The 15,198-nt window shown below is 62.6% G+C and carries 11 protein-coding genes; all 11 read right to left on the bottom strand.

From position 1 onward, the window contains the following. Window positions 1–14: 14 nt before the first annotated feature. The 11 genes from HQ843_RS17655 to HQ843_RS17605 all read right to left on the bottom strand — a co-directional run bounded on the left by HQ843_RS17655 (window position 15) and on the right by HQ843_RS17605 (window position 14,919). Window positions 15–725: an ABC transporter ATP-binding protein gene (locus HQ843_RS17655; protein ID WP_180901919.1), complete on the bottom strand. Its 711-nt coding sequence runs from the start codon at window positions 723–725 to the stop codon at window positions 15–17. Further along, a complete protein-coding gene (locus HQ843_RS17650; RefSeq protein ID WP_180901920.1) occupies window positions 712–2,493 on the bottom strand; it encodes a branched-chain amino acid ABC transporter ATP-binding protein/permease in 1,782 nt (593 codons plus the stop codon). The genes HQ843_RS17655 and HQ843_RS17650 overlap by 14 nt, the downstream gene beginning before the upstream one ends. Then, window positions 2,490–3,455, bottom strand: coding sequence for a branched-chain amino acid ABC transporter permease (locus HQ843_RS17645; protein WP_246710138.1), 966 nt, complete (start codon window positions 3,453–3,455; stop codon window positions 2,490–2,492). The genes HQ843_RS17650 and HQ843_RS17645 overlap by 4 nt, the downstream gene beginning before the upstream one ends. Then, window positions 3,452–4,822: an MmgE/PrpD family protein gene (locus HQ843_RS17640; RefSeq protein WP_180901921.1), complete on the bottom strand. Its 1,371-nt coding sequence runs from the start codon at window positions 4,820–4,822 to the stop codon at window positions 3,452–3,454. Before HQ843_RS17640 ends, HQ843_RS17645 begins: the two co-directional genes overlap by 4 nt. A 74-nt stretch (window positions 4,823–4,896) precedes the next feature. Next, entirely contained in the window at window positions 4,897–5,637 is a 741-nt protein-coding gene (locus tag HQ843_RS17635) for an SDR family NAD(P)-dependent oxidoreductase (RefSeq protein WP_246710137.1), read from the bottom strand. Window positions 5,638–6,011: 374 nt separating this feature from the next. After that, window positions 6,012–9,110, bottom strand: a complete 3,099-nt coding sequence (locus HQ843_RS17630) for an alpha-mannosidase (protein WP_180901922.1) — start codon at window positions 9,108–9,110, stop codon at window positions 6,012–6,014. A 110-nt stretch (window positions 9,111–9,220) separates the two neighbouring features. Beyond that, window positions 9,221–10,651 carry a CehA/McbA family metallohydrolase gene (locus HQ843_RS17625; RefSeq protein ID WP_246710136.1) on the bottom strand — a complete coding sequence of 477 codons (1,431 nt, stop codon included), beginning with the start codon at window positions 10,649–10,651 and terminating at the stop codon, window positions 9,221–9,223. Further along, complete coding sequence (locus HQ843_RS17620) at window positions 10,635–11,741, bottom strand: ABC transporter ATP-binding protein (RefSeq protein WP_180901923.1); 1,107 nt, start codon at window positions 11,739–11,741, stop codon at window positions 10,635–10,637. Before HQ843_RS17620 ends, HQ843_RS17625 begins: the two co-directional genes overlap by 17 nt. A gap of 14 nt (window positions 11,742–11,755) precedes the next feature. Next, window positions 11,756–12,586: a carbohydrate ABC transporter permease gene (locus HQ843_RS17615; protein WP_180901924.1), complete on the bottom strand. Its 831-nt coding sequence runs from the start codon at window positions 12,584–12,586 to the stop codon at window positions 11,756–11,758. Beyond that, entirely contained in the window at window positions 12,583–13,494 is a 912-nt protein-coding gene (locus tag HQ843_RS17610) for a carbohydrate ABC transporter permease (RefSeq protein WP_180901925.1), read from the bottom strand. The genes HQ843_RS17615 and HQ843_RS17610 overlap by 4 nt, the downstream gene beginning before the upstream one ends. A gap of 63 nt (window positions 13,495–13,557) precedes the next feature. Beyond that, window positions 13,558–14,919, bottom strand: a complete 1,362-nt coding sequence (locus HQ843_RS17605; protein ID WP_180901926.1) for an extracellular solute-binding protein — start codon at window positions 14,917–14,919, stop codon at window positions 13,558–13,560. Window positions 14,920–15,198 lie beyond the last annotated feature (279 nt).

Below are 15,198 nucleotides of genomic sequence, written 5' to 3'. Positions count from 1 at the left end.
TTATTGATCTCAAATTACATTCCAAGATAGGCTTGGCGGACGCGGTCGTCGGCCATCAGCGTGTCGCCATCTCCCTCCAGAACGATGCGGCCGGTTTCGAGCACATATCCGCGATCGGCAAACTGCAGCGCTTCGGCCACGCGCTGCTCGACCAACAGAATGGCAAGGCCCAGATCCCGCCTGATTTCCATCAGCTTCTCGAACACGAAATCGGCGGTCGAGGGCGCGAGCCCCATCGACGGCTCGTCGAGCATGATCAGCTTCGGCGAGGATGCGAGGCCGCGACCGATGGCGAGCATCTGCTGCTGGCCACCGGAAAGCGTACCGGCATATTGCGAGGATCGCTCGGCCAGCACCGGAAACCAGGTGTAGATCCGCTCCAGGTTTGTCGCCCATTGGTCCCGTCCCGCCTTGGGGACAGCGCCCATTTCGAGGTTTTCCAGAACCGTCATCGAGGGAAACACCTGCCGGCCTTCGGGAACATGGGCGATGCCGAGATGCGGCCGCCGCGACGGCTCGAGGTCGGAAATATCCTCGCCCTCGAAGCTCAACTTTCCGCTGTTTCGGGTGAGCGTTCCCGAAATCGCCTTGAAAAGCGTCGTCTTGCCCGCCCCGTTCGGCCCGACCACGGAGATGAACTGCCCGGCTCCGACGCTGATCGAAACATCGTGCAACACGGGAACGCTGGCGGAATATCCGACCGTGAGATTTTCAATCGTCAGCATTTGCGCTCCACTTCTTGCCAAGATAGGCCTCGATGACGTGGGGGTTCCTGGTGACCTCCGATGGCGGGCCCTCCATGATGACCTGGCCATGATCGAGAACCAGGAAGCGGTCGACGAGTTGCACCATTGCCTGCATCGTGTGTTCGATGATCGCCACCGTCATGCCGCCGGCAGAAAGCCGCCGGATCACCGCCACGACCTCCGCGGCCTCATCGCGACCGAGGCCGGCAAGCGTTTCGTCCAGCAGCAGGGTGTGGGGTTTTCCGGCAAGCGCCCTTGCAAGCTCCATAAGACGCAGTTCCTTGGTGGTGAGTTCGCCGGCGAGACGGTCCGAGATCGCCGACAACCCGACCTGACGCAGCGCGTCGTCGGCAATCTCTTCGGCCTCAGCCTCGCTGCCGGCCGTGACGTAGGCCCCGATGCGGACATTGTCGCGTACACTCATGCGCGTGAACGGGCGCATGATCTGGAACGTGCGGCCGACCCCTGCCCGGCACAGCACATGCGGCTTGCACCGCGCCATATCCTGTCCATTGACGAAGACTTCGCCGGATGTCGGAACCTGGAACCCGTTCAGCAGGTTGAAAAGCGTGGTCTTGCCGGCCCCGTTCGGACCGATAATCCCCAGGATCATGCCCCGGCGCACCTGAAAGCTGACATCCTGAACCGCCTTCAGCCCGCCGAAATTCTTGGACATGTTGCGCACATCGAGCACGATGTCCGATGCGTCGGTTGCCGGAGCGAATTCCCTCGGTTCGACGACGATCTCATCCAAAGGCTGGGTCGCCGGATGGGTCTCGACTTCGTCCTTCTTTCGGGCAGCCCCCATCCAGTCGCGCACCTTCCAGAAGATGCCCTCCGGCGCGAGCGTGATCAGCACCACGATCGCGACGCCATAGACGACGCCCTGGATGCCGGGGAGTATGCTGCCGAGTTCGGCATGCAGTATTTCGGCGATCGGGATGAGGAAACCCGCGCCGATGATCGGACCCCAGAACGTGCCGATCCCGCCGAACATGGCAACCGTCAGCGCCTGCGCGGACACCAGCATGCCGAAGACAGATTGCGGCGTGATCACCAGGATGACCACGGAATAGAGCGAGCCCGCCATCGCCGCGATTGCGCCGCTGACGGCGATGGCTCTCAGTTTCCAGCGCAGCGAGTCGATCCCGGCCGCCTCGGCGGCCGCCTCGTTCTGCTTGATCGCGATCAGCGCCATGCCGAACCGGGACGATTCGATCTTGCGCGACAACAGCACGACGACGATGAGAAACACCATCGCGATCAGCGTGTAGATCCGTCCGTCGGAAAACTGCATGTAGGCGGCCGGATTGTCATGGACGCGCGGAACGCTGACTTCAGGGAAACCGAGCCACAGGAAGACGTACATGAATGCCAGCGGATAGGCGAGCATGCTGAGCGCGAAATAGTGGCCGCGCAGGCGAAATGTCGGAAAACCGATCGCAAGCCCCAGCGCCGCGCCGATCAGGCCGGAGCCGAAAAACATGATCCAGGGCGACAGCGACCAGTAGATCTGCGCCAGCACAGTGGCGAACGCGCCGGCTCCAAAGAACGCCGCGTGGCCGAAGGATATCAGCCCGGTATAGCCGCTCAGGATATTCCAGCTCAGGCCGAAGGTCGCCCAGATCAGAATGAGCGTCAGCATCAGCTGGTAATAGGAATTGGTGACGAACGCCGACAACGCCAGATAGGCGAGCGCGGGAACGATGAAGTAAATGAGGGATCTTCTACTCGGATTTTTCATCATGTCCGTTCCACGTTGCGGCCGAACAGACCCTGCGGCCGCAGCATCACCACCAGCAGGAAGCACACGAAGATGGTCGCGTTCTGAAGCTGTGTCGGGAGCACCAGCGTCGAGAACTGCTGGACGAGGCCGATGATCATCCCGCCCCAGAACGCGCCGATAATGCTGCCGATGCCGCCGAGCACGACGCCGGCATACATGATGATCACATATTCCAGGCCGACGAACGGGCTGAAAGGATAGCTGGTGGCGAGAAGCCCGCCGGCAATCGCCGTGACCGCGGTTCCGATAGCAAAGGCGATCCGGTGCGCCCGGTCGACATCGATGCCCATATAGGTCGCCGCCTCCGCGTTGTCGGCGGCGGCCCTCAGCGATTTTCCGAGGAAGCTCCGCTGGATGAGCAGCCACAGGGCGATGATGACCGCGCTGGAGACCAGCATCGCGAAGATACGGGATTTGTTGAAGAACAGCATGACGGGCATGCTCTCGCCGAACGGTTCGAGCACCCAGGCTTCGCTCGAAAGCGGCGTGCGGATCGAGACCAGGTCGGCGCCGACGAGGATCATCGCGCCATTTTGAAGGATCAGCGCGATGCCGAGCGTCAGGATCAACTGGGCATAATGGCCCTCCCCCTCCATCCCCGAGGATTGCCGGCCGGTGACCCGGCGGATCAGGAAGCGATGGATCAGCCAGCCAAAGGCGTACATTGCCGGCGCCGCGGCGAGCACGGAGACATAGGGGCCGAGTCCGCTTCCGAACAGGGCCTGAAAGCCGAGCGCGGTGAACACGAAATAGGCGGCATACATGCCGACCATCATGAAGTCGCCCTGGGCGAAGTTGATGACCCGCATGATCCCGAAGATCATCGCGAGACCGACGCACATCAGCCCGTAGATCGCGCCGAGCGATACGCCGGTGATCAGGAGCTGCAGGATATTCTCGATGAAGAACTGGAAATCCGTCACGAGACGCGCTCCCCGACTTCTGCGGCCGCAAGCCCTGCCAGCGCGGCGAGACTTGCGGTATCATTGCCGCCGTCCGCAAGATGATCGATCGCCCGGTCGAGATCGCCCGCCCGGCCTGCGCCCAACCGCGCTTTCGCAACCTTCGCAAGCCGCGCGCGCACAAGTCCGGGCGATGCCGAGCGGATATCGTCGAGCGCTTCCTCGATCACCGCGCCCGCGGTCGTCTCGATCCTGACCCGCGCGCCCTGTTGCGCGGGAAATGCGCGGTTGAGGTCGTCGGAAATCGAAACGCTGGTCATTCCGATCAATTCCGCGATCCTGGGATCATCGAGCATCGCATAGTTGGCCTCCGCGATCTCGCCGCGCGCAATCGCCGCCGCCATGCCGAAATAGATGCTCATCTTAGCCTGCAGCGGCGTCTCGAACGGCCCGCGATAGGCGCAGCCCGGATAGTTGAGCGCGGCGGCGTAGGTCGACAGGTGAATGGCCTTGATACTGTCCCCCGCGCCCACGCGTTGCGCGGCTGAAAGCGCCACCTGGCATGGCGACTGGGCGAAATTGCAGGCCGGCACTTCCTTGTTGAACACCGCCATGATCTCGCATTCGCCATCGGGATAGAGAACAAACTCGCGCGGCGCCTTCTGGCGGCCGAAAGCGGCGAACAGCCCCGCCACGCCGTCGATGGCCGATGCCGAACCGTGGGCTCCAAGCCGCGCCAGCCGAAGCGCCGTCAGCACGTTGCGGGAGGCGAAACCGGGATGGAAATACATGTCGTCGGCGCCGCTGTGCGGCCATTCGTTGAGACCGCCGGCCGTGTTGATGGCCAGCGCCAGCGCATTGACCGTGGTCTGCCTGTCGAGACCGAGAAGGAGAGCGCCCGCAAGCGTGCCGGACAGCGGGCCGATGAGCCCCGTCGGACGGAAAAGCCGGGCCATTTCCGGGGTCATCAGCGCCCGGCCGATCCGGCCGCCAATCTCGTATCCCGCGATTGCCGCATCGAGCGGCCGCGTCTTCAGGTCCGCCGCCTCGCCCGCAAGCGACAGCAGCACCGGCCAGATCACCACGCCCATATGCGAAAGGCTTCCGGCATGCATATCCTCGCGGACAAGGCCATGTCCGCGCACCGCATTGGCGAAAGCCGCATCCTCGGCGGTAAAGCCGCCGGCCTCGCCCACAATCACGCAGTCGCCCGCCCTGCCTGCCGCAAGCGCAAAGGATTGCCGGCTCCATGGCAGATCCGCCGCTTCCAGTGCACAGGACAGAAAATCTGCAAGGCAGGTCGCGGCCTTGTCGCGCGCAGCCTCGGGAAATGTGTTTTTTTCAAAGGCCTGATCGACCAGATTCGTCAATACGGTCTTTGCGGTCATGAAATTCTCCTCCCCATTGTACCCGTGCCCCTGCATCCCGGCTTCCTTGTTTTCAAGGTCGGCACGAGCAGCCCTCAGGCGCCCTTGATCGACATGCCGCAATCCACTTTCAACGTGACGCCGGTGATACAGCGCGCATCCGACGATGCCAGGAATGCCACCGCGCGGGCGACATCCTCCGGCTCCGCAAGGCGGCCCAGCAATGATTTCGCGGTCCGTTCCTGCCAACCGCCGTCGGTGATGACGGCGGATGCGCCGGGCGTGCGCACGGAACCGGGCGCCACGGCATTGACCCGGATACCCTTTGGTCCAAGTTCGGCTGCCTGCTGGCGGGTCAGCGCGTCGAGCGCGCCCTTGATCGAGGAATAGACCGAGGCCGTACCGATCGCGATCGACACCGCGATCGACGACAGGTTGACGATGCTGGCGCTCTTGCTGTTTTCCAGAAACGGTATCGCCGCCTGCGACGCCCAGAACGTTCCCTTCAGTCCGACATCGAGCATCCGATCGATCTTTTCGGGCGGAAACACTTCCAGTTCGGCATAGTGGAACGCCACCGCGTTATTGACGAGGAGATCGAGCCCGCCGTCTTTGGCGAAACCCTCGATCGCGGCCATGGTTGCCGTGCGGTCGGAGATGTCGCAGCAAAGCGGAACGAGCTTGCCGTCCTCCACCTCGTCGGCCATCCGCGACAACCCATCCCGGTCGATGTCGAGCGCACCAACGGTCATACCGCGGGCGATGAGATCAAACGCGATCGCGCGTCCGATGCCGTTTGCCCCGCCTGTCACGACCGCGCGCAATCCTTCGAGCATGAAAACCACCTCCCGTTTCACGCAGCCTCCCTGCCGCGTTCAAATGATTCCGTAACATATACGTACAATAATACAATAATAAAATCTGAGATCGACAGGCTTTTGCGTCCACCCACCGCTGTTTCCAGAGCGCATTGCGCGGAACCGCAAGGGACGCATCGCCGTCATATCGCGCGATGAAAAGCGCGGAAGGCACGCAGAAGGCACAAGGTCCACCCCTTGCGCGGATGGACCTTGTGCCTTCGACGCGCCCCGTTCGAAACGGAAGCTCAAGCGCGATGGCAGGGATCGGACGTCACAGGCAGCGGTCAACCGCGAGACCGTCGGGCGGCAGCTCAACACGCGCGTGTCGGCCATGTCGCCGGGCAGTCAGTTCAGCCTGTCTTGGAAACAAGTCTCAGCGTCTTGATTTCGAAGGCCGAAAACGCGAGTTCGACCATATCATCATGTGGTTCCAGCGCGGCAATCGGCTCCTCGAGAAGATCGGTTTCGGCAATGGCCTTGAGACCGGGGGCGAGCCTCACCCACGCCCGCTGGCGCGCGCCGAGGCGCTCCCATAGCCGGACGATAAGTCCCTCGCCGTCTTCGGCGCGTTTCACCGCCTCGACGGCGATCGCCGGGTTGTCGATGACGATCGGCGGCGAGAGCGTCTGCCCGAAAGCGTCTCCCTCACCCTCGATGGCGCTGAGCGGATGGTTGAAACGCTCAGCGATCGCCGACACCGACGACGTGTCGACGCCGTCATGGGGCAGCATCGCATAGCGAAACCGGTGCTCGCCCTGATCCGCCTCGGGCCAGGGATAGGTGGGCGATCGCAACAGTGTGAGGCGAACGGTGGTATCGCGGGCGTCGTAGCCATATTTGCAATCATTGAGAAAGGCGACGCCGAAACCCGGTTCCGACATCGAGACCCAGCGATGCATCGGGCTTTCGAACCGCGCCTCGTCCCAGCTCGTATTGACATGCGACGGGCGGCTGACATGTCCGAACTGGATTTCGGCTTCCGTGGCCGACGCATGAACCGCAAGCGGGAACTCTACCTTCACCATCGTATTGTGCTCGCGCCAGTCGATGAAGGTGTCGAATTCCAGCAGACGCCCCTCCGCTTCCAGCGAAACGACCTGCACGATGCGAGACGCCTCATACATCCATTCGAAGCGGATCGCCGCCCGCCATGGGCCGGTTTCCACGATTTCGGCGCCGACCAGTCCGTCGATCTCGAAAACCTGGTCCTCGAAGGTCCGGTCGATGTCCCAGGCATCGAAGGCCTCGGGCATATCTCGGAACGCCTGCAGGCGGTTGCCCTTCCGCTTCAGGCATTCGCGTTGCGCCTGCTTGTCGTAGAGCGAGACCAGCCTGCCTGCCGCATCAAAACATGCACGGATACAATCATTTTCCAGCCGATCGGACGTCACGGAAAGCGACGATGGTTCGCCCGCCCGGTCCTTGCCTTCCGCCAGCGCCAGACGAACGGCGCCAAGCCCCGGAACCGCATCGATCGGGACGGCCTGCCGGACCGAGCCGTCGGGGAGGACGAGGGTCTGCGATGTCCGGCCGCCAACGGTAATCGCGGCGTCGCGGTCGAAGCGTACCAGTCCTTCGGTCGCTTGCGCGAAGGGATTGACCACCAGGACCTCGCCTGCCCCCGCAAGCCCGGCGACAAGGCCTCGCCGCAACGCCTCCGCCCGCGCGAAAAAACGCGCATAGTCCTCATCGCTGTCGTCATAAACGAGGCCGATGGAGGAGCCCGGCAGGATATCGTGGAACTGGTTCAGCAGCGCGATGTCCCAGAGCGCGGCGAGTTCTTCGACCGGATAAGGCCGGCCGGAACCGAGCCAGGCGAGGCTCGCGAGCAGTTCGAGTTCGCGCAGCATCGCCTCGGCGCGGCGATTGTTGCGCTTGACCTTGGCGACCGAGGTAAAAGTGCCGCGGTGGAATTCCAGATAGAGCTCGCCGACCCAGACCTGATAGGCGGACGGTTCTTCATGCATGCGCGACACGATCCGTTCGAGCGCCGGTCCCATGAAGCCCTGCGATACGCGCGGGCACCCCGGAATGCCGCGTTCCATCCGCCGGATATGCTCAAGCATCTCCCGGGTCGGGCCGCCGCCGCCATCGCCGAAGCCATAGACCAGAAACAATTCGTCATTGGTCTCCTTCCTGGCATAGCGCCGCCACGTGCCCATCACGTCGCTTGCGCGGAGATCCGGGCAGTAGGAGGTCTCGATCGAGGTGCTGTCGGCAGGCTGGGTGGTCAGGAAATAGGTCGGCGCGCGGGTACCGTCGATGCCCTGCCAGAAAAAGGTCTCGCTCGGCATCCGGTTGGTATCGCTCCACGACATCTTGTGGGTAACGAAGACGGACAGACCGGCAAGCTTCATGATCTGCGGAAACGCCGCGCTGTAGCCGAACGTATCCGGCAGCCACAACACGCGCGGACGGACGCCGAATTTTTCGCGATGGTAGCGAACGCCGCGCAGGACGTGGCGCGCCAGCGATTCCCCGCCGGTCATGTTCGCGTCCGGCTCCAGCCACAGCGCGCCCTCGATCTCGAACCGGCCAGCGCGCTGCTGCTCCCTGATGCCGGCAAACAGCGCCGGATAGTCCTGCTCCAGATAATCGAGCAGGATGCCCTGATTATACATGAACCGATATTCCGGATATTCCGACATGAGCTGAAGCGCGGTCGCCATCGAGCGCGCCATCTTCTGCCGGGTTTCGCGAATCCGCCAGAGCCAGGCGACATCGATATGGGTGTGGCCCGTGACCGTGATATGCGGCGCGAGTTCGGTATCGGCGGCCTCATAGATACGCGCCGCGATCCGGCGCGCCCGCATCAGGCTTTCGCGAAACCGGGTTTCATTTCCGGGACGATAGTCGACGACTTTGACGGCCTCGCGAACCGTCTTCACGATGAAATCGCGACGATGGTCGTTGACGTCGAGATGCTTCGCCACGTCGAGCGGGGTCTTGAGGTCGTAATAGAGCGCCTCGGCCTCGGTATCGTGCACGAGGAGCCGCGCGCCAAAACCGAGCTGGCGCCGGTCCTCGATCGTTCCGGCCTCGATCATGATCTCGAATGTCTCGCCGGCGCGGGCCTCCTTCGACAGCAGGATCTCGCGATGGTTATAGTCCGCGCCCTGTGCGATCTCGCCATTGACCCGCACCAGGCATTGCGGATCGGATCGGCCCATCACCCGGCCGAACATCGCCTCGATGCCGAGGCAGATCCTTTTGCCTTCAAGCGCCGGCGGGATCGAGACCGTGCCGTGAAACCAGAAATAGCTCTGAGGCTCGCCCCAGACCGTGTCGGCTGTGACCGGCTTCCAGTCCGGCCCCGGCCCCGCCAGCATCGCGGCCCGCTCGGACGGCGCAGCCTGCCTGAAGACGAAGTCGACGGTGGTCTCTGTCGCCACGAAAATGCGGTCGCGCAATATCTCCACGAAATGCGCGAGCTTGGAGAATTCTTTCATAGCGACCTCCCATGACTATCCGGCCTGGATTCCCGAAATTCCCTCCCATGCCGAATTAAATAACACTTTTAAGATTTTGTTTTGTATCGTTTTATATATTCTGTTCCAGATCACCTCTGCCCGGACCCGATATAGATCGGGTTGGAGAGCGCGCGGAGGAATGGCTGGGCCGCGATCGCCGCCTCATCAACCCCGCCCGGCCATGGCTTGTCGCCAACGGCTTCCCTGAAAGCCTCCATCAGAGCCGGCCTGCTAGCCTCCGCGATGATTTCAGCCCGAACAAACCCTTTGGCCGTGCCGCTGTAGCCGCCGCGCCAGTCATCCGCATCGACCGGCTGACGCGCGATTTCGCCGGTGGCGTCGTACCAGACGAGGCAGTCGCCGTTCGCGCCGCGCACAACGGCCTCGGCCTCAATCGGACCGTCGGGCGCCTCGCCGCCCATGGCCATGTCGCCGACGGTGATTTCCAGATGCGGCCCCGTCGGGCTCTCGGTGACATAGCCCCGCCCCGCCTTCATGGCCGCCAGAATATTGTCCTCCGACAGGCCATCCATCCACAGAACCGTGGTCGGTCGCGCCAGAACCAGCGGCCCCTCGGGCAGGAGCCGCTCCGGCTGATGGTAATCGCTGCCGCCGATCGCCGAGATCCGCAGTCCAGACGCCAGCCGCGCCTGCCAGCGCGAAAGCGACACCCAGTTCCACAGCGGCCAGGCCGATTGCCAGACCTCCATCAGCCCGCATTCGGGTAGCGGGTAATCCCAGGGAATCGTCGGCTTGTCGTGGTTGATGGACAACAGCCCGCCGCGCCGGTGAACGGCAGCAGCCATCGCGTGGGCATCTTCCGGCGTCTCCATACGGAAATCGATCCAGTCATCGACGCCGAAGACATTGGCATGGCCGATCGCCGTGGTGACCTCCATCGCCCGCACGAAGACAAGGTCCGGCGAACTCTCGCGGTGGAAATAGCGCCGCTGGGTGATGGTGTTGTGATCGGCGACAGCGAGAAAATCGAGCCCGGCCTGCCGGGCGGCCGCGTGCAGCACTTCGGGCGCGCCGCGCGCATCGGAGTGAAAGGTGTGGCAGTGCAGGTCGCCGCGATACCAGCCGGCGCCCTCGCGCACGGGAAAACGGCGCCCGGGCTGCGGCAAAACCGGACGCTCGGCATTGTCTGCGCTCACCGTGATCCTGACCTCTGTGCCGGTCTGCGGCAGCTTGTAGAGGCCGAGCATGACCTGCCATCGTCCCGGCGGCATCTCGCCATGGATATAGCCTGGGGTCGCGTCATCGGTGGCGATGAAGAACCGGTCGCGGGCCCCACCGCTCCAGCCGCGAAAGCCGTGATCGGCCGGAAACGGGGTGATCCGCGGATCGACGCAGCCCAGATCGATGACGCAGTCATCGGCCTTCGGATAGTCAAGCGTCACATCGATGCGCGTGGTCCCCTCCGGAACCGCGAAGGGCACGTAGGCATAGGGCGAGCGCGCCTGATCGGCCGGCGTCAGCGTCAGCGTGATTTCCCGCATGTCACGCCGCTTCGTCATCATGCTTCAGCCGGTAGCCCTCGGCGTCGAACAGCGTGATGTGCTCGGCCCGGAGGCTGAGGGTCACGGTGTCGCCGAGCGCAATCTCGTCGTCGGTGAATATCCGGGCGGTAAAGCGGGCCGCGTCGTCGCGTTCGAGCGTCACCAGCTTTTCCGGTCCCATGTTCTCGTTGGCAAACAGCGCCCCGGTAATGGTGTTCGGCCCGGCATCGCCGATCGCCAGATGTTCCGGCCGCACGCCGAGCGTCAGTTGGTTGCTGCTTTTGAGAACCGCCGCAACCGATGCATGGACGGCGAGCGGTTCGATGGCAATACCGTCCGCGCGCAGATGCAGCCTGCCATCGGCGATCATCGCCTCGACCGGCAACAGGTTCATCGGCGGATTGCCGACGAAATTGGCCACGAATGTGTTCGTCGGGCGGCGATAGATCTCGATCGGCGGCGCATATTGCACGATCCGCCCCCTGTCCATCACGGCCACGCGGGTGGCCAGCGCCATGGCTTCGGCCTGATCATGGGTCACGTAGACCGCCGTCATGCCAAGGTCGTGCTGGAGATGGTTCAGAAAGCCGCGCGCCTCCAGACGCAATTTGGCGTCGAGATTGGAAAGCGGCTCGTCGAACAGATAGACCTGGCTTGGATAGACCAGGGCGCGCGCCAGCGAGGTGCGCTGCTGCTGGCCGCCGGAAATCTGGCTCGGCAGGCGCTTCATCAGGTCGCCGATCTTGAGGACGTCGGCCACTTCCTTCGCACGGGCGTGGCGCTTGTCGACAGCCTCGCCGCGCACCTTCAGCGGATAGGCGATATTGTCCTCGAGGTTCATATGCGGGTAGAGCGCATAGTCCTGGAACACCATCGATATCTGCCGGTCCTTGGGATGGAGATAGGTGACATCCTTGCCATCGATCAGCACCTGGCCGGAGGTCGGAAACTCCAGCCCCGCCATCATTCTGAGGCTGGTGGTCTTGCCGCAGCCGGACGGGCCGAGCAGGCAGACGAACTCCCCGTCCCCGATTTCGATGTTGAGCTCCGAGGCGGCCGTGAAGGCGCCGAACCTCTTGGTTACGTTCTTGAATTCAACCGATGCCATGTGACTGGGTCCGTTTAGGCCTTGATCCCGCCGAAGAACCGGAAGCCGAACTTCCAGCTGACGAACAGGTAGAGGGCGATGACAGGAAGCGAGTAGATCAGCGCGTAGGCTGCAAGCAGCGTGACCACGGGCGTGCCGGCCTCCGAATAGAAGGAGTAGATGGCGACCGACGCCGGCATCAGATCCTCGGAGCGCAGCAGGATGAAGGGAATGAGGAAACTGCCCCAGATATTGACGAAGGCCCAGACCACCACAACGACGATACCCGGACGGATGACCGGCAGCGCGACGTCGAAGAAGGCCTGCACCGGCGAGGCGCCGGCGACCATGGCGCTTTCCTCATAGGATCGCGGAATGCCGTCGATGAAGTCGCGCAGGATGAACATCGCCGTCGGCAACAGCCCGCCGGCAAACACGAGGATGACGGCGAGATGGCTGTCGATCAGCCCCATGGCGGACACGATCAGGAAGATCGGCACCATCGCCGCCGATCCCGAAACCACCGAGGAAAACAGCAAAAGCACGTAGGTGACGGCACCCTTGCCCGGCATCGACGAACGCGAAAGCGCATAGGCCGCAAGCGTTGCCGCAGCGCCGACAAGCACGACGCCGCCAACGCTCTGGATCAGGGAATTGAGAAGCGCGCGGATGGCAAAGCTGTTTTCGAACACCGTCACGAAATTCTGCAGCGTGAACGGATCGGGAATGGCGAGCCCCAGTTCGGCGCGCGCATTGAACGGGGCAAACAGGAACCAGACCAACGGCAGCGCGAACACGGCGCCGAGAATGGCCGCGAATGCCGAAAATCCGACGCGGGAGAGATATCGGCTGAAACCGGGCTTCATTGCGCTTCTCCCGCCGCCTTCTTGCGCGCCACCCTGAGATAGATCAGGGCGAAGGCAAGATTGATGAACATGATGACCACGCCGACGGCCGCGCCTTTGCCAAACTCGAAATCGCGGAAAGCGATGCGATAGGTGTAGATCGACAGAACCTCGGTCCGGTAGGACGGTCCGCCCTTGGTGAGCAGGTAGGGCGTGAACACGTTGAAGGTCCACATCGTGATCAGGATCAGGTCGGTGACGACATGGCCGCGCACCAGCGGCAGAGCGATATCGCGAAACTTCTGCCACGAGGAGGCGCCTGCGACATCGGCCGCCTGAAAATAGCTCGGCGGGATCGACGAGAAGGCCGAATTGAACAGCATCATCGAAAAGGCGGCGCCCCGCCAGGTGTTGAAGAACACGATCACCCAGAACGGATAGTCGAGCAGCCAGTCGCCGCGCGGCAGGCCGAGGCTGGTCAGTATCCCGTTGAGCGTACCATTGTCGTAGTCGAGGAAGGCGAACCACGCGAAGCCGATCACCACCTCGGGCAGGATCCAGGCCCCGATGACCGCGGTTTCCGTCAGGCTCTTCACCGGCTTGGGAACCGCCTGCATCAGCCACGCCAGAAGCAGGCCGAGCACCGCCTGGCCGATAACGGCCGAAAACAGCACGAACTGGATCGTCAGGATCAGCGAGAAGCCGAACTGACCGCGGGTGAAGAAGTTCGAGGGATCGAACAGCGCGATATAATTGTCGAGACCCACGAATTCCGGATTGACCGCCGTCTTGCCGAGAAGCGTCCGGTTGGTGAAGGAAACGAAGATGATCCAGAAGAACGGCGCGATAACGAAAGCGCCGACAAGCGCTGCCGCGGGCGCCATGAACAGCGACCCCGCTTTGTTGGATAGAAGCGTGAACTTTTTCAATGTTTGGCTCCGCGCGGGAATGCGGATGCCGCATGGTCCAAGCCATGCGGCATCGCCGAAAGTCTACTGAAGGCTTACGGTATTGTCGGCGCCGACAATCTCGGTCACCGCGGTCTTGTATTGCGCCATGGCTTCCTCAGGCGACATCTCGCCGGAAACGACGGCTTCGGTCATCCGCTGGACCTCGGCCGAAACCTTGTTGTAGTCGGCGTCGTTCGGACGGGCCGTCGTCAGGGGCAGAAGCGCCTCCGAGCTCTCCGACAGGAACGGCGAATCCGGAATGCCGACATCGTCGCGCAGGCGGATACGGGCCTGATAGGTCTGGAAGGCCTCGAGCTGGTCCTTGCTGTTCATGTAGGCCAGCAGGTCCCACGCCTCCTCCGGCGCATCGGTGTTCGGATTGAGCACGAAGCCGGTGCCGCCGGAAATCGTCACGAAATCCTGGCCGCCGAAGCCCGCGCCCGGTTCACGGGCCGGCATCTTCTTCCAGGTCATGAGATTGTCGCGGTCCTTGAGCTCGAATTCCGAGCCGGGCGCGGTGACCGACCGATAGAACCAGTCGCCCTCGACCAGCATGGCGGTCTTGCCGTCGCGGAAATTGGCGAAGGTGCGGTTACGGCCATCGCCCAGAAGCTGGGCGCGCCGGTCGCCAAGTTCCTCGTCAAGATAGACCGTCTTGTAGAAATTCAGCGTATCGACGATACCGGGGCTCGAAACGATCCATTTGCCGTTCTCGTCCCTGAGGCCCTGATCGGCGCCCAGAACGAGCATGTAATAGCCCTGCATCGTGGTCGCTTCGCCCATGGAAACGCCGGCATTGATCTGCAGCGGATGGGAATCCGGCACGGCTTGCTTGATCTTGCGCGCGGCGGCGAGCAGATCGTCCCACGAGGTCGGCTGCCAGCTGTCGGGGTCGATGCCGGCCTGTTCGAACAGATCCTTGCGGATGAAGATCATCCGGACATCCGTGCCAAGCGCGATCCCGTAAACCTTGCCGTCGAACGACATCAGTTGCTTTGAACCTTCGGAGATGTGGTCCCAGCCCTCCCATTCGTCGACGGCCGGCCCGGCCAGTTCGTCAAGCGGCTTCAGAAGGCCCGCTTCGACGAAGCTCGGAATGAGAAAGCCGTCGAAGCCGTTGACGTCGGCGCCGGCACCCGTGGAAAAATCGAGCGCCTGCTGCTGGGTGAGTTGCTCGTCCTGCCCCGCAAACTCCTTGAGCGTGACGCTCACGTCCTCGCCGTTCTCGGACTTCATCTTCTCGAAGCCCGGAATGACGCTGTTCTTGATCCACTCGGCCATCTGGCTGTTGGCGCCGCCCTCTACGCAGCGGCATGTAATGCTGAGATCGGTCGCAAACGCCGGTGCGGCCATCGCACTGGCGCCGGCAAGCGCGATCAACAAGGTTTTCAAACGTCCGGCCATCACAAATCTCCTCCCTGATTGAACGACGCCGGCAGCCCGGCGCGAGCCATGTCATGCGCGGACGCCTCCACGCACCGCAATTCCAAGAATGCACACGTTTTCATTTTTCCGTCAACACGATCCATCGAAAATCGACTCCTCAGATTTTAGGATTTTCCGCGAGAAGCCATACTATCACTGATTTTATAAGAATATTGTGACAGGTGGAGCAAAGACGCGCTTGACTTCACACAGGGGTTCGGTGGATAAAATCCAGGTATTTTTGCAAACGATTTCATA

Origin of the sequence: Martelella sp. NC20 (genome assembly GCF_013459645.1) — a bacterium.
Classification (GTDB): domain Bacteria; phylum Pseudomonadota; class Alphaproteobacteria; order Rhizobiales; family Rhizobiaceae; genus Martelella.
Note: the sequence above shows the minus strand (reverse complement) of the source record. Positions and strands in the feature narration are given on the sequence as shown.